Consider the following 20,098-nt stretch of genomic DNA (forward strand, 5'->3'; position numbering starts at 1 on the left):
CCTATTTATCCCACTTCATCGGACGGTATACTGCTTGCTCACCAATCAGGCAAGCAACATATTCCCAAACCTGTAACTCCATACAACGGCGATAACTGACCTTATAGCCCGTATGCAAATGCACAACCTCTGTCGCCAGTTTCTCTTCCCAATGCTTCAAGAAACGCTTCAGTCCATCGGGATGGAGATACACACCACCTCGCGCATCGGGAGGCGTAAAATCTTCTGGGGAGAAGATATTGGAATTGATCAAATAAGCCACAAATGAATCAACTACAGGAGCGCGAAACTCCTCCATCAAGTCACAAACCAAGGCAGGTAAGTTGGGGCGTGGCGTATGCAAATTACCAAAGTGCGTATGCAAACCGATCGCTTCAATCATCGAGTGTACATTTTGGGAAAGCAGGGTATAGCCCAAACTCAAGAGACTGTTAATTGGATCGGTGGGTGGGCGGCGAGTTCGCTTTTCAAATTCAAACTTGCCATTGAGCAGAGAAGCAAAAGCTTGAAAGTACAAATTTGCCGCATGACCTTCAACCCCAAGCAAAGATTCCACGGATTCAATAGTCGGGATACTTTGGATTGACTCCGCCAATTCACTAATGGCATGGGTTGCCATCTCTGTCTTGCGTTTGCGATTGAGACGCTGTAAGACAATCCGTGAATTATGGATTTTGCCTGCCACAATACTTTTTGCCTGAGTGAGTACAAAAACAGGATCATGGGAATGCAAAACCTGTTGGGATAGATACTCAACTTTTGCCTGATTTGCGGTTTGCAATCTTCCAAAATAGCGCCCATTGCTAGACAAATACATCACAGGAATCCGATGTTGCAAAGCCAAACTCACAGCACCATGAGACATCGTGCAGCTACCAAACAAAACCACATGACTGACCCGATTAATCGGCACATTACAGCGCAATTGCTGCTGGTGAAAGACTTGAAACTGTTGCTGTTGCACTTTGAGATAAGCACCTTGATCGCTGACATAGAGTGTAGACATACCTTCTTTCCAATATTCTTGATGAGATTTACTGCTAGATTGGCGATCGCCCTTGACGATGCCACAGATGAGCGGACGGACAGCACTTGGCTGCGGTGATGGTTTGGGCTTAGCCTCGGTGGAGGTCTTGCGTTCGGGGGGATAGATTTCACCGCCACAAAAGCGATAGCCCAAAAACGTAAACTCCTGATCGGGCGCAAAAATATGGGTTTTCTCTGGATGAAGGCGTAAGTAAATGGCTTCTAACCATTCCGCCATCAGTGAAATCGTGCGATTTGCCTGTATGGGACTGTGGCAGACCGCTAGACAGTCATCGCCATAGCGCACGAGATTGATGCCAGCATTCAAACATTGGCGATCAAACTGACTGAGGTAGAGATTTGCTAGTGCGCCAGAGAGAATGCCACCTTGTAAAATCCCTTTATTAGGACGGGTAAAGTAGCCATTAATCACAATTCCTGCCTTGAGTTGCTGGATCATTAGGTGATGCAACATCGCAGCAAGTTTGAGCTTCTCAATGCGATCGCAAAGTAACGTCCAAGAAAGGTTATCGAAAAAGCTTTGGATATCAGCTTTGACTACCCATGCAGGTTGATGGTGATAGGCTTCCGCCACTCGTTCGATCGCATCTAGAGTTCCGTAACTAGGACGATAGGCAAAGGCAGCTTTGCTAATGGCGCGATCGAGCTTGGGATAAGCCCTTTGCAACATAAAGCGTTGGACTACGCGATCGCGCACTGTAGGAATGCCGACTAGCCTTTGACCACCGTCTTTTTTAGGTAAATAAAAACCCTTAGCAGGACTAAACACATACCGCTCTTGGTAGATATGTTGTTGGATCGTTTGAAGTTGCTCAGCAGCAATTCCCGCAAATAAATCAACGGTGATCCCATCAATCCCTGCGGAACGGCTGCCCTTTTGGACAAGATTCCAAGCGATCGCCAATTCTTCGATGGCAATTTTCATATCGTTTGATTTGGGTGTTGGGTTTCGTCATGACTTTTATTGTCGAGAATGGCTATATGAGTTACCGATATGGTGTATATGAGTTATATGACTTCGGTATATGAGTTACTAAAAGCGGAGTAATTGGCATGACGGGGCGATCGCTGTGTGTCTCTGCGGAGGGATTGATCAGGGCAAGACAAGCTTTGAAGCGTAAGGGGATTACTCAAAAAGCGATCGCAAATACAGGAATTGCCTCATGGTCAACCGTAAATAAGTTTTTTAATAGCAAACCCATTGATCGGTTTCCATTTATCGAAATTTGCCATTTTCTCGATCTGCAATGGGAAAGCATGGTTGATGGTTTACAGGATCTAGAAGATCAGCAAAAGCCAGAACCTGAGCCAAGCAAAACTAGTCAATTAGTCCGTCAACAATCAGCGATCGCGAGGCAATCCCTAACTCCACGCATTCTCGAACGCATTCCCCGTGAAGTTGTGGAGAAAAAATATTTACCTGCCATTCATCGAGGCACAAAAGAAGGCTTTCAGCGTATCGTAACGATTGTGGGTGGTGCAGGCTATGGCAAAAGTACGATTCTTGGCAATCTATACGATGAACTTAGCCGCGAGAAATCAGGTTGGGTTGGCTTGGTTTTATGTGCGTCTCTCTCATTAGAGACCCGTCCATCGTTACAGGATTTAGCGATCTCCTTTGGTGAAAGTCTCACAGGACAATCCCTTTCCATTGTGTCTGTGTGTGAAGAAATGCACCAAAGTTGTAGCCGAGGGGTTCTGCTGATTGATACCGTGGACTTAGTGGCGAGTAATGCCTTTGTCCTAGTTTTTGACCGTTTATTGCGGCAAATCCTTGAGACAGGGACAACGGTTGTTTTTACTTGCCGCGAACAAGACTATAACGAAGTTCTCGAACCAATTCGCGAACGGATGTCTGGCGTTTTCCAATTGCTCGATCGGCATACGGTTCCAGTCTTTAACCAAGCTGAAATCAGCCAAGCTGCTGCTACTTTTTTTGCTAGACAAGAAACCAACTTAAAGCAACAGGGTTCAGCCTTTGCTAACCAAATTCTTGCTCTATCAGCAGATAGCCGTTCGTTAAGAGAAATTATCGAAAATCCCTTACTATTAGCCTTGCTTTGCGATTTGTTTGCCAGAGATGGTAATGTTCCGTCCGATTTGACGGTAAGTAAGCTGTATCAACGTTATTGGCAAGAGAAAGTTACCTATAGTCGAGGCGATCGCAGTCGGACTTCTCTCTTAGCAATGGATAAAGAAAGACTATGTTTAGCGATCGCCCGTTCTCTATTTGGATTGTCTCAAAGCAAGCTACAGGAATCGCTCTATCGCGATGAAATTGATATTGGCTTTGATGCGAATTTGACCGCAGCCTATGACGATCTGTTGAGTGAAGGAGTGATCGAACATTTACCATCAATGCGGGTACATTTCTTTCACCAGACCCTTTTGGAATATGCGATCGCCTATTGGTTAACCCGTCAAACCGTTAAGCCTCAACGGATAGCATGGTTCAATCAATTACATAATGCTGATGCCACCAGTACCTATTGGTATCCTGTTTTACGTCAACACCTCACCATTTTAGTAGAAGAGACCGAATGGCACGAGGCTCTAGAACGGCTTGACCGTCGGAACTTAGCTGTCTTTAGCGCGATCGCCTTTGCCGCCGCTTCACGCGATCGCCCCGATGCATTACAGGATTTGTTGCCAACGGCGCTAGAACTTGGTGAAGTCTACCAAAAGCGCTTAAGGCAAGCTTTAGAAATCGCTCCGCGCCAATTGATTGAATATGTGTGGGATCTGTTGTTAAGTTTGCTAGAGCGTAGTGGTCATACGCCTACGATCAACACAGCAAAGACGATCAGTCTCCTGATTGCCCAATGGTGGTATACCCTCAGCGATCGCCTGCCAGAAGCGATCTTGTCTGTAGCAAGGCGTGATGGCAGTACTAATCATCAAATTTACGCTGGCAAAGAAGATCGAGCTATTGTCTATGGTTGGTTGCTCCAACATTGTTTACCATTATTAGCTGAGAATCCTAAACCCAAATTGCTCCAATCAATTCGCGAACATTATCAATTTTTTGGTCATGATACGCGCATTGCCATACTTGACTTACATTCACGACCGACAATATCAGCAGAAATCCGTAGGCAATGGCTAATCGATTTACTGAAATTCCCTATTGGCAATTTTCAAGCTTTGGAAGTTGCCACAGTCAAGTTTGTTGCCAAGGTGATCCATGAGTCTCTATCGGTTAAAAACTTTTCTCTATGGCAAACTTGGCAAGATGCTCTCTACTCAGAATATGCGAAGGGTTGGGATGCCATTCAAGCTTCAGCCATCGGCTGCTATGCATCGGAAAATCAGCAGGTACTGTCAGGTATTTTAGAAGATATTATTGCTCACAATATCGATCGCTTACGACGAAATTACATTGCGATCGCTGCCGCACTTGAGCAAGGTGCAGGTGAACAAATTGCGCTATGGGTTGCACAAAAAGATCCCTTAACGCTTGCTCCCGCTTGTCTGAAGCCCTTAGCTGCCTTTATCAATAAATTGGGCGATAAATTTCCATCTGCTAGTCAAGAACTATTAGCAGGTTGGTTAAGTCAACTGCCTCAAGATGAGATCCCGATGCGAGATTTGCTTTTTGCAGTGGATAAATTGGCTGATGCTTCTTTCACTGCACGATCGCTACTGCGTCAGCTTATTTCCCAATTACCAGAGCGCGATCGCCAAAATGAGCAGGTGCGGTTACTTCGCTTTGAGCCAATTGCTAATCATCCCCATTTCTTGGCTCTCGATAAATCAACTCAGTCAGTTTTAGTAGCTTACTATCGGCAACAAGCATCAATTAACCAAGATGCGATCGCCAAGTTACTGGAAGCCTGTCTTTCTAAATTCAAAGATATTGCAGTTTCTGCTAGTCAGGATTTTGTTAATTTGCCAATGCTCACCAGCGATCGCCTGATTCCTTTGCTCAAGAGTCGGTTTATCGGTGTAAGGGTGAATGTGCTGAAGGCTCTCTTTGCTCACTATGATAAGGGGCGTAATCTCACTGAGTCGGATCTGGCTACTATTTGTGGGATGCTTTTGCGAGAAGACAATCAGGTAGTTGCTTGTGCTTTATGCGAGATTGTGGCGGCGTGGGTGCAGCGCTATCGCCAGTTACCTGATGCGGCATTTGAGGCGATCGGTGATTTGCCGCGAAGGGTTGATCAAAATTTTGATGGTGGTTTGGCGCGGGTTTATATTTCTGCACTGAAGGCGATCGCTCAAACTGAATCTCCTAAAATCCATCGGGAGAAAATAGCCATACAGACTCGTTTTTTTTTTGAAGTCGATTAATCTGATCAAAATCTCTCATAGTGAGTCTGAGTCGATCGATCTACTCAGTGCTGTCCAAAGGCTCTATCCTGCATTGCTTGGTGAAATCGTAGCTCAAGATTGTCCCATCCTTGCCGACCGTCAATGGTGGCGGTCAATTTTTGCGGTGATTAAAACTATTCGCCGTGTTGAGGGTGTGTCATCGCCGCTTTTGGATGCGATCGTTTTGAGTGATTGGTGTAGTCAAGAGGTGGAAAATGTGGTGTTGGAGGTTAGGGGGGTATAAGCAGGGAAAACGGAAGATCGAAGAGGGAAGACTGAAATTAAAGACGGAAGAGGGAAGACTGAAGATCGAATTTGGATTGAATTTTTTGGTAAATCATTATTTCTTATTAGGACTTACGCAAAAGAACGAGCCGTAGGGGCAATTCATGAATTGCCCCTACGGCAAAATGAGGCTTTCAGGGCATTTTTGCGTAAGTCCTACTTATTTCTCATCATTACAGTTTTCTTGTTTTTTATCTTTTCTTCTCTCTTCAATCTTCTTTCTTCCCTCTTTCTCCTGCGTTTCCGTCCCCTTGCGGGGTAAAAAAATTGAAACAAGTGCATTCATAATCTGTATATTAATAGCTCAAGTTTCCGTCCCCTTGCGGGGTAAAAAAATTGAAACTCCTTCGATGGCATTGACTACAAACCTCGATGAGTGTTTCCGTCCCCTTGCGGGGTAAAAAAATTGAAACCTGTGGTAAATCTGCCACTTGAACTTCAAAATGTTTCCGTCCCCTTGCGGGGTAAAAAAATTGAAACTTTAGAAAATGTTGGTCAATACGTGTTTATGCCTGTTTCCGTCCCCTTGCGGGGTAAAAAAATTGAAACCGTTCCAACTGGCTTTATTGAAAATCTTTACGGGTTTCCGTCCCCTTGCGGGGTAAAAAAATTGAAACCATTGGCAACACAATGGGAAGTGGTACCACTCCGTTTCCGTCCCCTTGCGGGGTAAAAAAATTGAAACGGTAAAATATTCACTATTTGCCATCTACAGCGTTACGTTTCCGTCCCCTTGCGGGGTAAAAAAATTGAAACTTTTGTTTGACTGGAAGAAATAACTAAAACAAACGTTTCCGTCCCCTTGCGGGGTAAAAAAATTGAAACTTTATGTTAATGGCACTCCAGAAATTGGTTTCTGTTTCCGTCCCCTTGCGGGGTAAAAAAATTGAAACCCTCGGCTTCTGGATAGCTAGCCTAGAGCGCATTTGACAACACGAAAATTCTTGGGGGTAAGAAAATTGTCAAATTATTGAGAATAGTTTTCAATAAGGCTCTTTCAAAATAGGCTCAAACCCTTACTGGGAGAGCGAGTTCTTGGGGTTGACGAAGTTATGCGGTTTTCAAGGTACTGGCTGACCCCTAGAACTGATCAGCGATAACGCTAGTGTAAATTATCTGAAACCATCCGTCAATACTTGGTATATCCCATGCTAAGTCTAGTTTTGATACCCGTCCCCGAAAAGGCGGCATAATTAACCAACAAGTTAGCCACATTGATTAGTAAAGGATCGACCCTACCGATCGCCTGCATTGTCACCTGACCCGTAAACCCAGTACATTGACTTTGATGAATCTGCACAGTCCCAGTCCTAATGTGATGACGAGTGATCGTAAAATAACTGGTCAGATAAGCGATCAGATCGTCACTACCTAAATATACAGATGCAAAATGATTCCATCGTTCTAGCCAACTACGAAACATTAGTTGCGGAATCGGCAGAGGTAAATGGGTACGACTTTGAGCAAAAGCAGTAGGCGTGAGAAAATTGAGTTCAAATTTTCTAATTGCTTCAGGTTCATTCGCAACTATTTCTGTATAAAGATTTTCGTAAGTAGTGACTTCATCTTGACGATCGCTAATCTCAAACTGCGCTCCCAAAAACTCAAGCGCTTCACCCAGATCTAAATCAGCGATCGCTTTAGAAGATGACTCTTGTAAACCGCTTAGAGTAAGTGTATAAACCTGATCTGGTAGAAAAGTTATAAAGTCAGCAGAGCGATCGCAAACTCCCAGAATGCCAGAAAAGGTAGTACTAGGAACTTGCTCTTCACCCATACGAATATCAAGCCGATTGTGTAAGTCTTTGGTTAAACTCAGATGGTGAGAGCGTGGCAATGTCACAGGTTCAGGAACACTAAGCTGCCATGTAGAACGAATTAGCATAAATTATATGGATTTAAACATAGCCCAACCGAGGACAAATTGAATTTCTCTTTTAGTGTTTGCTACTGTGCGCCGTGACTTAGGCGCTTCAAAATCGGGCGCTCTAATACCACAAGCATCACGGATTTGAGAGCGTAGCCCATCTTCTAGCAAAGTTCCGATGGTTGTTCCTGTCATACCACTTCCCCATCCAATTCGGAGAGCATAGGGACAGGTCTCTTTTTCATACAGTTTATGAATGCGATCGTAGTCGAGATTAATGGTTTGTCCATTGGTATCTTTAGCATTGAGGTTATTTTTAACACCCTGCCAATAGTCATGTTCAAAGTCCCATTGCTCTTGAGCAAATTCTTTGCAGATTTTGATAATATCGTCAATAGACTGAAAAGGAAGAATCATATTATTACGATGGCGAAACCACGACAGCATTTCTAAATCCAGAGTAATCTCAAAGGGAACTTGCAGATTAGAAACCATTTCCGCATAAAGAGAAGCGCAATATTTTGCCTTACCATCATTAAAATGACTTGTGACCAATACTTCAGTAACTAATGACTGATTGTAAATTACAGTTTGTCCTTGCTTATTGGGCTTTTTAAATTCTTCAATCGGTTCTGTATCAGAAACGTGAATAGCCCTCATAATGTCAGTATTCGGATTAGGACGATCTTGAACGGGTGCATTGCGATCTTGATAGGTTAAACCATAGTTTGCAAACAACTCATCCATGAATAAGCGATCGTCAACAAATTTAGCTCTGTGTTTGAGTTCACCTAAACTCTTTTTTAGCTGACCTTCAATAGCACTAACATGATTTTGCTTTGGGACATTAAATTTCTCGACGTTATTTAGCAAGTAATAGGCGATCGCGGTTCTAATTGCACCCTTAATCGAACTTCCAGGCACATAAAGCTTACCCATACCATTCCGAATCATCGGACGCAGATCGGTGATTTTCTGCTCAGTTAAGCGTTTGCTAGATCTGTAATCAGGGAAAATTGGTTTACCGTCATCGGTTTCGATGTCATACCAGCGATCGCCAAAGGCATTTTTTAAGAGAGATGTGATCTCTTGTCTATCTTCAATGCGATTGATATATTCCTGTAACTTGCCTTCTTCGCGCAATGCTTGGGCTAGAGCATCACAATCGGGTAAATAAACGCGATTACCTGTTGCCACATATTCAAAGGGATTAAGTTTAGAAACCTCTGAGCCAATATGGAACATTTGGCTATAAAGTTGAAATTTCTTCACTTCTAGTTTGCGTTGTTCCCTGATTTCAAAGCGATCGGGCAATGTATTAATTTGATTCATAAAGATTCCTTTAAGCTGATTTCAATCGGCAGACTGAGGGCAATCCCACTGCGATATATTTTATGCGGAGCAAATTGATGGGGCGTAACATCGGCGAGCTTGCCTATCGGAACTTCTCGAAATACAGAGCCTTCAGCAAACATCGTGACTTTTTTGCGTCTTTGGTTTTTAGCTGCCGAAGTAATCCAACCTCCACGTTCCTGTAGTTCATAGCTAGAATCATCTAACGAGATTGGTTTGTTATCCCAATAAAGACTTATTAGACTTTGAGAATTGCCACCATCGAAAGATAGAATCTGTTCCCACTGCTCATCTAAGTCATGCCATGAAGGTTCAAATCTACCTGCACCACTTGATCGCTCACCGCCTAGTCCTTCTTCTCCTAAAAGCTCTAACACAGACTTCAGATCATTTTCGAGGCTCTGGTCAGTGAATTTAACTAAGAAATACAAGCCAGATTTGTCGTTAGCTTCTGAACGATAGCGGACAAAGGCGGTGTGGTAAAGATTAGTGGATCGAGTAATTCGGTCTATGGCAACCTTAGGGTGTTTCTCAATCTCGAAACATTGACTATACAAGCTTTTAGGTAAACCAGCATTATCAAACCCCCCATCCTGATACCAGCTTTTCCATGTCTTGAGATCCAAGAAGTTTAACTTTTTATAATCCTTGGCAATTTTGAGGTCGTTACCAATTGGATAATTTGTTGGCGGTTGCTTGGGACGAGGCAAGTAATAGGTGACTCCACTACTTGTTTGACGATAGATAAAGCTAGAACTTAGGCGAAATGGGGGAGATTCTTTTTGAAAGCGATCTAGCAGTGTATCTAGATTTTTGCCCAATCGGGCATAGGAGATCGCGATCGCGCTAAAGAGGGTGTCTGACCGCACTCGTTCGCTAGTTTCTTCCATACCAATGCCCAATTCGCCAAAATGAGCAGGATTATTCTTGAAATCTAGTTTGACTAATTTCCATTTGCTCATGGCTAATTTTTCCCTGATGGCAATTGTCTCTCCACAGCACTAGTCACCTGATCAAAGTTGTTTAGCAATTGCTCGGTATTATCGGCGCTGTTGAGTGGGACTTGAGAAATGTGATTGGCAGTACCAATTGTTTTGTAGTATTCCAAATCACGATAGTAGAGTTGGAAATTTTCAAAGGCAACTTTGCCATAGCCACGAGAACCATGTCCACCAAGCGCGTCATCTTCAAGAATTGCAAGGGCGATCGCTAAATTTTGTAAGTCCTTAACCGCTTGTTCGGGATTCTCAACGGTATAGACTATCTCAAAATCAAATACTGCTCCCGCAGGTACACGCTCTAGTTGACGTGGGTTAGCGGCGGCGGTGATGCGATCGATGCCATTCTCAAACTTCCATTCAGTCATGTACAGCCCTGTATCAATAGATTTGAGAAGCACGGCTGAATCAGCAGTTAAGTGACTATCGCGCACGATTAGCCGCGCAGGAGAGTTGCGACCCTTTACTTTAACGTAACTAACTCCGTTAATATCTCTAGGCTTAACATTTTGCTCTCTATCAACACCCTCAGATTTTGACTCTGGTATCCAACAACTATTTGCAGTTGAACCAAACAAACGGCTCACTTCACAGGTTTCAGCACCTTCAAACTCGATCAATTGTCCCTTGTGTTCCTTGATTTCCGAAAAGCCTGATACTAGATCGTCACTTTCATAGCGAAATGTCCCGCTACCACCTGAGCGATTTACGGGCTTGTTCAGAAAGCGCTCTAAAATAGAACGCATTTTCCCCTTGATTGAAGAACCAGGGAGATAAGGATGTCTTGTTATTGGATCGCGGACAACGGATTTATCAATACCGCCGATATCAAGGCTCATACTGCCTCCGCCAATATGTAAACCAGTTTTGACAACTAGATGACTGGTGAGTTTCAATTTGCCAAGTAAAGGATTTTGAGTTTTCATTATTGGTCTTTGCCTCCTGCGGCTTTGTGGTATGCAATGATAGCTTCAATCAACTGAACAAGACGAGAAAAATCTTCCATGTCCATGTCCTTCTTGAGAGCCGACTCCAAAACTCTTTTCAATGGTTCAACTGGTCCTGAATTGTTATTAGTTGCTTGCCTTGCTGCTGCATAAGCAAGCTTCGGTCTTAATAAATGCAATTCAGCCTTGACATCTTCTGGCAACTGAGTCATCCCAGAATTTTTTACTTTCAATCGATTTATAGCATCTAAAAACTTGCGGATTTGAGTCGTCTTTAGCTTGTCTTGAGCTAGTTTTAGACCCAGTTTTTCGGTGTCTGCAACTAATTCGCGAATCTTGTAATCTTTCAATCCATTAGCAAACCCATTGATTTTCTTCACCATAGAAGCAACTATATCTTCTTCTGGATTTCCTGAGTTTTCTGGATTTTTGTTTGGTCTACTTGGAGAATTCATAGTGGTTAAAAGTTAATATGCATTTCGTTGTATGGAAATTAAACTTGTAAAATCTAAATTCACGATAAATGTTAGTTTTTACAATCGTAAGGAGATCACAGTATCTCTGAATCATCGTAATATTTCGTATATTTAGTACCCTCGATTTAATAATTCGATCCATGTAGCGATCGCTCGAAAATATGGAGCATTGTAGGGACTCATGAGCGATCTCCGAAACTCATCACTTAATTTCACCTCCTTGGGTAAGCGAGAAATGGTGTAAGCAATTTGCGGTAGATGTAAGTAATATCGCAAATCCCTTGCTTCATCAGAATCTAGACTTTTCTGCTTATGTCGCAACTCTTCTAGTTTCTGCTCCTGCAATTGAGCAGCTTTGAGCAAGTTCCGCACAAAAGCGCGAGAATATCCTGAAGCAAATCCTTGATCGATTAAGGTACTTACGAATGGCAAGACTCCTGCTAAAACTGGAATATTTTTTTCCTGCTGCCAATACCTATCTTTGCCATCACGTTCTTTAATAGCTTGAATAATCATCTCAGGTTCGTTCCCTAGCCACTCGTCCCATTTTAAGGCAGTACCGAATAATCCCAAACTATCTCGACCATTACCTTTAGCTTTATCCTCAGCTTCACCAGATGTTCTTGCGGATTGATAAAGGGGAAACTTTGCATCATCAATGCTAATACCACCTGAGAGAGTGATATCAGGATGGTTGCCTGTATAGGATCGAAAGGATTGATAGACATCAAAGGCAAATTCGACAACTTCATCCCATGCGCCGCTAATAAATAGATCATCACCGCCAGCATAGATAAACATTAGATTTGGGCGATCGCTTTCGGTTAACTTCACAGCTTGGCTAGTCAAATTATTTGAGCGATCGCTTGCTAAACTATTCAGATAGACCTTAAAGAAATAGCTCATCTGTCTTGACAGGCTAGCAACTCGTGGCAACGAATAATTATGACCTTCTAGCCCTTTCGCAAAGATTTGACCTAAGCGATCCACATCCATTCGCAAATAACCGACACGATTAATACCTTGAGAGGTTTCCGCTAATTCTTCAGCAGTTATGAACTTGCCGTCGTCAGTACTTTGATAGTATCTGCCCATTAACATCGGTACTGTTAGCCCTGTAGTGTAATTCTCAATCTCCCAGTTATTAATGCAATAGACAGTATCAGTTTCTGGATTGACGCTGAAATTAACCTCTCGACTATTCTCGAACAGATAGTAATATGAGCCATTGATTTCCATCCAATATTTAGCGCCTAACCTACCATCTGCTGGCGATCGCTTAGTTCGCAATATCGCCAACGTATCGGGAATCTCGTCACCTAGCTGAAACATATCACGACAAGTTTTACAGGCAAGAGTCGAATCAGATTCATGCCGATTTAAAGGTTTTAAATCTTCAGTATCATCGCGATGGCAAACTTTACAGGGTTGATAGCTATCACGAACTGCTAGTAATTTGCCGTTCTCGATTTGATGCCGAAATTTCTGGTTTTTATGCTGTGAAACTTTGGCGATCGCTTGATTCCAACAGTCCCGAAATAGGGCAGGTTTTAGATCATTCAGATCACAGGAACCGTAATCTAGTGAAAAGAAAATTTTACCTTGAAAATTTTTCTCTAGCCATTCGTTTATCTTATTTTGTAGAGCTTTTAACTTTGATTTGAGTATGGATTCATTCTCTCCAGTGAGAATAAATAAGTTACCCCCACCTGCATAAATGATGTTAGTCCGAGGTAGTTGTAACTGCTCTAGAATTTGTTGAACGATTTCTTCGGCAACAAGTTCTAAATAAAAGCTCCTTGCTCGTAAGGACTTTAAGGCTCCATCTGAGGAGATTGTATAGATAAAGTTTTGAATTCCTGATAGGCTACCTGCGATTAAATGTACTGTTTGTAAATTAGCTTCACTATTTTGAGCTATGGAGGCTGCAACGGCGGCGGTCATTTTGGTTGCGTCAACTAAGGCGACGTGGTTATCACCATAGCTAATTGATGATCCATACTTTTCCAAGATGAAACTCAGGAAGTTAAGATTGTTCCAGCGATCGCTGTTAAGTTGAGGTTTAATTTCTTCAGCAATTCTAGATTGATAGTTTTCTAATTGAGATTGGCTAGGTTTTTCGGTAATTGGGTAGGGTAAATCGGGATATTCACTAGACTTACAGGTAATTTCTTGTAAGGCAACGTAATGATTGCTTTTTTGTCCTTTGCCTTCTGGTAATTTAATGCGATCAAAAAGCAAAGACAGTGTATCAATTTTTTCGTTAGTTAACGTAAGTAATTCCTTAACACGATTAACAAGTTTGACGATTTCTGCATCTTCGCTGAGTTTGCATTCGCTAGGTAATCTACTGCCAAGCAGATCGGCGATCACTTGTTGCAGCACTTGTAATGTAACTTGATGAGGATCTAAGCAGTTAGTCATTTTATTCTCCCCGATGTCTCTAGCAAGGTTGCATAATCGGTGGTTTTATGTGAATTTCGGGTAGTATAGCAGGATATGTGGAAAGGGGGTATTCCAAGGCTGAAAAATGAAGGCGGAAGAGGGAGATTTAAAGGTGGAAGAGGGAAGACTGAAGATCGAATTTGGCTCTAAGTTCTCGGTAAATTATCATCTTTTGTTTTCTTTTATTGTCACTAATATTTTTCTTGTTTCTTCGCCTTTTCTTCCCTCTTCGATCTTCATTCTTCGACCTTTCTCCCTCGTTTCCGTCCCCGCGACCTAAAGACGGAAAAATGAAGAACGAAGAATGAAATTTAAGCAATCAATTGTATTCGATTACAGTAATTTTTTATTTCTTCGCATTTTTTCTCTTCAATCTTCTTTCTTCCGTCTTTCCCTCCCGTTTCCGTCCCCGATCTCTAAAGACTGAAGAGGGAAAAATGAAGAGAGAACTTGGCTCAAAGTTTTCAATAAATTATCATCTTTTGTTTTTGTTTGTTGCCATTAATATTTCTTATTTCTTCGCATTTTCTTCCCTCTTCGATCTTCATTCTTCGACCTTTCTCCCTCGTTTCCGTCCCCTTGCGGGGTAAATATTTTGAAACCAAACTAGTTGTAAATGGCTCAACCGCGGGTACAGTTTCCGTCCCCTTGCGGGGTAAATATTTTGAAACCTAGGATGACTAAACCACGAATCAACTTCGTGGGTTTCCGTCCCCTTGCGGGGTAAATATTTTGAAACGATTTGAAGGGGTACCCAAATGCTAAGTTTAAACTGTTTCCGTCCCCTTGCGGGGTAAATATTTTGAAACTACCAAATCTCTGGTAGCGGTAATAACGGTGGAAAGTTTTCGTCCCCTTGCGGGGTAAATATTTTGAAACAAGAAGCAAAAGGGGTTGTCGAAGCAGGAGTAATGTTTCCGTCCCCTTGCGGGGTAAATATTTTGAAACTTCTTACCGTTTTCACAGCACTAGTAGCTGTGTGTTTCCGTCCCCTTGCGGGGTAAATATTTTGAAACCTGCTACAATTTCTTTATGGTGTATTCCAATTGTTTCCGTCCCCTTGCGGGGTAAATATTTTGAAACTGGCCATTAGCAAATGCTAATGGTGGTGAATGGAGGGTTTCCGTCCCCTTGCGGGGTAAATATTTTGAAACAAAAGCCTGTGCCTATGTTCAACGTGGGTTTGAGTTTCCGTCCCCTTGCGGGGTAAATATTTTGAAACATCTAACTGGTAATCTCTTTGTGGAAATGCTAACTGTTTCCGTCCCCTTGCGGGGTAAATATTTTGAAACACGAGAACGTCCAACTTTTATGGAGGCACTTGGGCTTGTTTCCGTCCCCTTGCGGGGTAAATATTTTGAAACTCGTAAAAAAGTGGGAAGCCTGGGGTGACATAGTCACGTTTCCGTCCCCTTGCGGGGTAAATATTTTGAAACAATACTTTAAATGGCGGTGTCTATACTGCTATTTGTTTCCGTCCCCTTGCGGGGTAAATATTTTGAAACCCTCGGCTTCTGGAGGGCTTGCCTAGAGTGCATTTGACAACACGAAAATTCTTGGGGGTAAGAAAATTGTCAAATTATTGATAATAGCTATCAATAAGGCTCTTTCAAAACAAGCTCAAACCCTTACTGGGAGAGCGAGTTCTTGGGGTCAACGAAGTTATGCGGTTTTCAAGGTACTGGCTGACCCCTAGAACTGATCAGCGCTGACGCTAGTGTAAATTATCTGAAACCATCCGTCAATAGGCTGATATAGCTACAGCTAACAGTATTAGAACAAATCAAAACCCAAAAGAGAGTTGGGGTGCTTCGCACCCCAACTCTCTTTTGGGTTTTATGTCTTAACGCAAAGCCTCGACCGAAACCGCCACAAACAACCAAGCTAATAAAATCAACGAAATCGGCAAAATTGACTGCTGCACGATCGCACCGATGAAGACAGCAATATTTGCTCCGCCTAAGCTAACCGAAAACATATAGGCAAACAGCAAACCCACCGCAAAAAAGAAAGCAAAAGCCATGAATTTGCAAGTAAAGCGGAAAAAATAGCCGTAGCGATTAGCAGGAAACATAACCTAAATTTCGATATTGAAATATCTATGGATCGCCAATAGCATAAACAGATCAAGAAATCCCCCCTTCCATCGATCGCACCAGCATCACCAACCGCAAAGCAAGAGCCTTGACAATGGCGCGATCAGACAGATCAACACCACGATTAATGCCGTAGATTTCACCCGTTAATAAATTATCTGTCTCCTCAAAGCGATCGCCCTCCCCACCTAAAATGCTGTGAAGCTCGGCAATAATTTCTAAATTGCGTGGCTTGAAAGACTGACAAAAGGCTCGCCATTCATCAATTTCTGCTTGGGTTTTAGACAAAATAACCGCATGGGTAGCTTCACCCATAATTAACTTATTCTCAGGCGATATCTGTCCGCCCACATCCACCAAAGTTAGCGGCAAAGAGGCATTGCGTACCCACCCTGCCACTAGATGTACAAACTCTGGCTTAAAGCCCTGAGACTGAGATTTGAGAGTTTGCTTCAGTTCAGAGGCAAAAGTTTCGTCATAACGATAGGTTTCAAAGGTAAAACATCCATCACCATCGGGTTGAGCTGTGATCACATAGGGATAAATGTTCGATTTTAGATTCCATAGCGCTTGTTTTAAGCCTTCACGCAAACAGGACTTACCCGAATTGGCTGCCCCACATAACACCACCCGTACCCGCACAGGATTAGTCAACTCATCAAATAAAATCGTATCCCCCAAACGATATTGCAAATCATGGCTACTCGTCACCACATAGCGCGACATCTTCGGATCAAACATCGCGATCGCCTTATAAAGATGCGATACCCGATGCGAAACCACAAAACTCACAGGCAAGGAGATTGGTCCATTGACTTTCAGCAACTCGCCGCCGCACAATTCCCCCGCAGCCACAAGGCGATCGAGTTCAGCACTAGCATCTTTAACCAAGCGAGCATTACTAACTTCCTGTAACCGATTAAAATCCACCAACAAAACATTGCCTTCTAGCTTGACAAAGAAACTAGAGCTATTCCCTAAACTTTCTGAATCTTCTAAGCTAACCTTAATTAAAGATTGGATATTTTGTTCATTCTCAGCATCAAGGCGTAATACCTCGCCTAGTTTATAGGTTGCACTATGAGTAATCGCCACCACAAAGGTATCTTTGCCCAGTTTAGGATCAGAAACAGCGATCGCCCCAAAGATATGCCCGACCTTTGCGGCGATCGCAAAGCCTACGGGCATTGAAGCACGTCCATTAATACAGAGAATCTCCCCACCCGTCATTTCTCCATTAGCAATCAAGCGATCGATCTGATCCGTTGCATCACGAACAATGCGATCATTATCCGCAGATTGACCAAAGCCAACCTGAAGGATTTTGCCATCTAATTTGGTTAAGTAAGTACTCATAGTTACAGCCTATTGATATTTTGAGGAGTACAGAGAAGTTTTTGAAAGCGTCGCTTCGCGGCGCTTTCAAAAACTTCTCTGGGCTTTAAATCAGCGCAAAGCACCGTCAATTATAAACACAGATCGAGATTATGAATGAAACCCTGTTTGATTACGCGCCCACAGTCAAGCTTTTGCAAGAATTATTAGGCAACGGGTCTTATTTACATAATAGCTTTCAGAAGGCGGTGCGCCTTTGGGTAATCCTGCGATCGCTGTATGGGGATGTAGCTTCAGAGCAGACGGTTAGCCTCGATCACAGCTTTTCCGTGAGGGTCTGGAGCCAACAGTTTTTTACCAATACCCAAGACTATCATTGCGATCGCGATAAGGCGACTCCCATCCATAATGATCCTGATTGTCCCTGTGCGAAAACAGTTGCTGATTGGTTATTTGATCCTTACTATGACATCGATGCGAAACAATGGAAGAAGGAATTTGCTAAGGAATGTGCGATCGCCAATCCACAGGAAGTCGAGCAAATATTACTCTATGGTTCTTCTTCTAAAACAACTCCTTTAATCGAAGGTCGTCTGTTTGTAGTCACAGGCAAAACTCTCCAGAATGATTTTGAGTCGTTAGTAAAGAGTGGCTGGCTAGTGGAAGTACCCAGTCAAACTGGCAAAAAAGGCAAGGAATACCAAAAGGTGACTACTTTTCCTGAATTGCTGAGTATAGAAGAACCAGATGCGATCGCTCCTAGCAATTTTATTCCCATTGAGGAGATTGTTTCTCTAGCAGAAACCTTGGGACAGGAAATTAATGGTGTACAGCGCTTTTTCCTTGATGTGGAATATATCGTACCGAGACAACTTAGCGATCGCCTTGAAGAGTTGCAACAACAACTCAAAGCTTGTTGGGAAGAAGCCGATATTCCCCCGATTCAAATTAACTACACTAGCGCTCGTTTGTTTGATGCTCAACTGGATTTAATTGTTTATCCTGTCTGCATTCGTTATCACCAACGCGCTCCCTATCTCTATGCCTATGGTCAAGCGCCCCATACAGATCTCTCCCCTTCAGATATTACGCCCCTAGACTGGTATGACTATCGGTTAGATCGGATTGAGTCAATTACAACTCTCTCATGGAGCGATCGCCAGATCCCGATTGCCCTCAAACAAAAACGCGATCGGGGAACCTTGCCAACCATTGATGACGTGAATGCGGAAATGGGCAGAGCGCTGGGGTTTGACTTTTTCCGTCCCAAACAAACGATGCTGCTTAGGTTTAATCAGTATTTTCATGGCAATTATATTGAGCGGACTGAGCGCACTGCTCTATTTAAGACTATCTCCTACGATGATGCTGAACGCTTGCTCAAGAATGCGAGTGCGAATACTCCTGAACAGAATGAACAGCTTTTACAAATAATGCGATCGCGTCCCCATCGAGATGTCTATTGTCGGGTGGAATATCACGTTGGCGATCGGGCTGTGATTATGCGTTTACGGGCTTGGGGACAACAGGTGGAGGTACTATCGCCTTGGGATTTGCGGCAAGAGATGCGAGAAGATATCAATGAACTTTGGAAGATGTACGAAATCTAAAAAGCAAAGAAAAAAGGCGATGCATTGCATCGCCTTTTTTCTTTGGGAATAAATGGAAAGCCCCCTTCCCACCTCTAGTGCAGAATCGCAGTGTTCAAAAGATTAAACAACTTCAAACACAAGCGCATAAAGCGATGACAATACTTACAAAGATCAAGCCTTCCTTCAAAAAGACCGCAGTTTCTAGCCTCCTTAGCTTAGCGGCAATCGTCCCTAGTAGTGTAGTTCTCTCTCAACTATTTGCAAGTCCTAGCGAAGCTGCCAGCACCTGCCAATGTGTCGGATATGTCAAAAACCGCTTTGGGATTACGGCTGCTGTGGGTAATGCTAAAGATATGATTCATAGCTTACCTCGACATGGATTTACCCGTGTCAACAGTCCTCAACCTGGTGCAGTTGTGATCATGCAACCCACCTTTCGCGGCGCTCATGCTAGATATGGTCATGTGGGCATTGTTGAGAGAACTTCAGTTCGCAATGGCAGTACTTTTCTGACTGTACGAGGCTCAAACCAAGGTGGTAGATGGTTCTCAGAATTTAACTGCACCAATGTTGCCATCGTCGATTTTGCAACTCCTGTAAATGGACGTTCTGATGTCTCTTACTGGGTAAGAGGCAATGTTTCCAGACCTCCAAGTAATCCTATCCGTTCTGTCAGATTTTCTGGAACCAGTGCTTCTGGCGGCATCAATGTTCGCTCTGGTCCTGGTACAAACTTCGGAGTTGTCCGACGCATCGGCGGCAATCAAAGAATTAACTTTGATGCTTGGCAGTATGGCACTACTGAGAGAGATTTGTGGATGAGGACACCCGATGCTCGTTGGTATCGCATCTCAGGCACTAATCAGTGGGTTGCTAGTGCTGTTGTCTTTGGCAATGCACCTAACTCTCGCCCAATGCCATAGCTAACAGATATAAGTGCGGCGCTTTGCGCCGCACTTATATCTAAAGTTTTTTATTTGTAGGTTCTCATGTTTATCCAACTTTCTCCTAAAGCGGCGATCGCCTCATTTGTCTCGCTTCTATTCGCTAGTCCTAGCTTGGCTGAACCACTATTAACTAGGTTCCCAAATATTGAGCCTGCTTCACTCCATAACAATCCGCCGATTTGTTTTGCCCAAATCTCTACTAATCAGGCGCTAGATCTCTCATCTATCTGTGGTTTCCGCAGTCCAAATATTTGTAATGTCGAATTAGGCGAAACAGCCGAAAAGACACGATTGCTCTCTGACTTCTGCAAAAAAAATCAACGATGCGAACAAACGGGTACTTGCAATCAACAACCCGCAGGTTTGCCCGATGCTAATTCCGACTTTCAAGGTTAA

General features: G+C 43.1%; 14 protein-coding genes and 2 CRISPR repeat arrays. Of the genes, 5 read left to right on the forward strand and 9 right to left on the reverse strand.

The genetic code is table 11. From position 1 onward, the window contains the following. Nucleotide 1: 1 nt before the first annotated feature. The gene (gene cas1, locus VB775_RS22735) at nucleotides 2–1,972 is read right to left on the reverse strand and encodes a CRISPR-associated endonuclease Cas1 (protein WP_281009980.1); all 1,971 of its coding nucleotides are present in this window, start codon (nucleotides 1,970–1,972) and stop codon (nucleotides 2–4) included. 128 nt (nucleotides 1,973–2,100) lie between these two features. On the opposite strand from cas1, the gene VB775_RS22740 reads away from it, so the two are divergent. Continuing rightward, on the forward strand, nucleotides 2,101–5,340 hold the full coding sequence (locus VB775_RS22740) for an AAA family ATPase (protein ID WP_281009979.1): 3,240 nt from the start codon (nucleotides 2,101–2,103) through the stop codon (nucleotides 5,338–5,340). Next, complete coding sequence (locus VB775_RS22745; RefSeq protein ID WP_281009978.1) at nucleotides 5,327–5,605, forward strand: hypothetical protein; 279 nt, start codon at nucleotides 5,327–5,329, stop codon at nucleotides 5,603–5,605. Before VB775_RS22740 ends, VB775_RS22745 begins: the two co-directional genes overlap by 14 nt. A 280-nt stretch (nucleotides 5,606–5,885) precedes the next feature. Continuing rightward, nucleotides 5,886–6,539: direct repeats of the CRISPR family, unit length 35 nt; unit sequence GTTTCCGTCCCCTTGCGGGGTAAAAAAATTGAAAC. A 236-nt stretch (nucleotides 6,540–6,775) separates the two neighbouring features. On the opposite strand, the gene cas6 is transcribed toward VB775_RS22745, so the two are convergent. From cas6 to VB775_RS22785, 8 genes are all read right to left on the reverse strand, one after another. Beyond that, nucleotides 6,776–7,531: a CRISPR system precrRNA processing endoribonuclease RAMP protein Cas6 gene (gene cas6, locus VB775_RS22750; protein WP_281009977.1), complete on the reverse strand. Its 756-nt coding sequence runs from the start codon at nucleotides 7,529–7,531 to the stop codon at nucleotides 6,776–6,778. A gap of 3 nt (nucleotides 7,532–7,534) precedes the next feature. Further along, nucleotides 7,535–8,845, reverse strand: coding sequence for a type III-A CRISPR-associated RAMP protein Csm5 (csm5, locus tag VB775_RS22755; RefSeq protein WP_281009976.1), 1,311 nt, complete (start codon nucleotides 8,843–8,845; stop codon nucleotides 7,535–7,537). Beyond that, nucleotides 8,842–9,828: a type III-A CRISPR-associated RAMP protein Csm4 gene (csm4, locus tag VB775_RS22760; protein ID WP_281009975.1), complete on the reverse strand. Its 987-nt coding sequence runs from the start codon at nucleotides 9,826–9,828 to the stop codon at nucleotides 8,842–8,844. The genes csm5 and csm4 overlap by 4 nt, the downstream gene beginning before the upstream one ends. A 2-nt stretch (nucleotides 9,829–9,830) precedes the next feature. Beyond that, entirely contained in the window at nucleotides 9,831–10,790 is a 960-nt protein-coding gene (csm3, locus tag VB775_RS22765; RefSeq protein ID WP_281009974.1) for a type III-A CRISPR-associated RAMP protein Csm3, read from the reverse strand. After that, a complete protein-coding gene (gene csm2 / locus VB775_RS22770) occupies nucleotides 10,790–11,266 on the reverse strand; it encodes a type III-A CRISPR-associated protein Csm2 (RefSeq protein WP_281009973.1) in 477 nt (158 codons plus the stop codon). Before csm2 ends, csm3 begins: the two co-directional genes overlap by 1 nt. A gap of 132 nt (nucleotides 11,267–11,398) precedes the next feature. Further along, nucleotides 11,399–13,711, reverse strand: a complete 2,313-nt coding sequence (cas10, locus tag VB775_RS22775) for a type III-A CRISPR-associated protein Cas10/Csm1 (RefSeq protein ID WP_281009972.1) — start codon at nucleotides 13,709–13,711, stop codon at nucleotides 11,399–11,401. 588 nt (nucleotides 13,712–14,299) lie between these two features. Then, a CRISPR array of direct repeats spans nucleotides 14,300–15,237; the repeat unit is 35 nt; unit sequence GTTTCCGTCCCCTTGCGGGGTAAATATTTTGAAAC. 338 nt (nucleotides 15,238–15,575) lie between these two features. Further along, nucleotides 15,576–15,806, reverse strand: coding sequence for a hypothetical protein (locus VB775_RS22780; protein ID WP_281009971.1), 231 nt, complete (start codon nucleotides 15,804–15,806; stop codon nucleotides 15,576–15,578). A gap of 52 nt (nucleotides 15,807–15,858) precedes the next feature. Continuing rightward, nucleotides 15,859–17,184, reverse strand: a complete 1,326-nt coding sequence (locus VB775_RS22785) for a hypothetical protein (protein ID WP_281009970.1) — start codon at nucleotides 17,182–17,184, stop codon at nucleotides 15,859–15,861. Nucleotides 17,185–17,315: 131 nt separating this feature from the next. Between VB775_RS22785 and VB775_RS22790 the strand changes: the two genes are divergently transcribed. From VB775_RS22790 to VB775_RS22800, 3 genes are all read left to right on the forward strand, one after another. Next, complete coding sequence (locus VB775_RS22790) at nucleotides 17,316–18,773, forward strand: TIGR03985 family CRISPR-associated protein (protein WP_281009969.1); 1,458 nt, start codon at nucleotides 17,316–17,318, stop codon at nucleotides 18,771–18,773. A gap of 134 nt (nucleotides 18,774–18,907) precedes the next feature. Then, a complete protein-coding gene (locus VB775_RS22795; RefSeq protein ID WP_281009968.1) occupies nucleotides 18,908–19,678 on the forward strand; it encodes a CHAP domain-containing protein in 771 nt (256 codons plus the stop codon). 66 nt (nucleotides 19,679–19,744) lie between these two features. Beyond that, nucleotides 19,745–20,098, forward strand: a complete 354-nt coding sequence (locus VB775_RS22800) for a hypothetical protein (protein ID WP_281009967.1) — start codon at nucleotides 19,745–19,747, stop codon at nucleotides 20,096–20,098.

The organism is Pseudanabaena sp. CCNP1317 (assembly GCF_034931345.1).
Classification (GTDB): Bacteria; Cyanobacteriota; Cyanobacteriia; order Pseudanabaenales; family Pseudanabaenaceae; genus Pseudanabaena; species Pseudanabaena galeata.

What these genes read in the sequence shown, in the direction of transcription:
- cas1 (WP_281009980.1), bottom strand. Translation starts at nt 1,972, where the DNA reads ATGAAAATTGCCATCGAAGAATTGGCGATCGCTTGGAATCTTGTCCAA.
- VB775_RS22740 (WP_281009979.1), top strand. Translation starts at nt 2,101, where the DNA reads ATGACGGGGCGATCGCTGTGTGTCTCTGCGGAGGGATTGATCAGGGCA.
- cas6 (WP_281009977.1), bottom strand. Translation starts at nt 7,531, where the DNA reads ATGCTAATTCGTTCTACATGGCAGCTTAGTGTTCCTGAACCTGTGACA.
- csm5 (WP_281009976.1), bottom strand. Translation starts at nt 8,845, where the DNA reads ATGAATCAAATTAATACATTGCCCGATCGCTTTGAAATCAGGGAACAA.
- csm4 (WP_281009975.1), bottom strand. Translation starts at nt 9,828, where the DNA reads ATGAGCAAATGGAAATTAGTCAAACTAGATTTCAAGAATAATCCTGCT.
- csm3 (WP_281009974.1), bottom strand. Translation starts at nt 10,790, where the DNA reads ATGAAAACTCAAAATCCTTTACTTGGCAAATTGAAACTCACCAGTCAT.
- csm2 (WP_281009973.1), bottom strand. Translation starts at nt 11,266, where the DNA reads ATGAATTCTCCAAGTAGACCAAACAAAAATCCAGAAAACTCAGGAAAT.
- cas10 (WP_281009972.1), bottom strand. Translation starts at nt 13,711, where the DNA reads ATGACTAACTGCTTAGATCCTCATCAAGTTACATTACAAGTGCTGCAA.
- VB775_RS22780 (WP_281009971.1), bottom strand. Translation starts at nt 15,806, where the DNA reads ATGTTTCCTGCTAATCGCTACGGCTATTTTTTCCGCTTTACTTGCAAA.
- VB775_RS22785 (WP_281009970.1), bottom strand. Translation starts at nt 17,184, where the DNA reads ATGAGTACTTACTTAACCAAATTAGATGGCAAAATCCTTCAGGTTGGC.
- VB775_RS22790 (WP_281009969.1), top strand. Translation starts at nt 17,316, where the DNA reads ATGAATGAAACCCTGTTTGATTACGCGCCCACAGTCAAGCTTTTGCAA.
- VB775_RS22795 (WP_281009968.1), top strand. Translation starts at nt 18,908, where the DNA reads ATGACAATACTTACAAAGATCAAGCCTTCCTTCAAAAAGACCGCAGTT.
- VB775_RS22800 (WP_281009967.1), top strand. Translation starts at nt 19,745, where the DNA reads ATGTTTATCCAACTTTCTCCTAAAGCGGCGATCGCCTCATTTGTCTCG.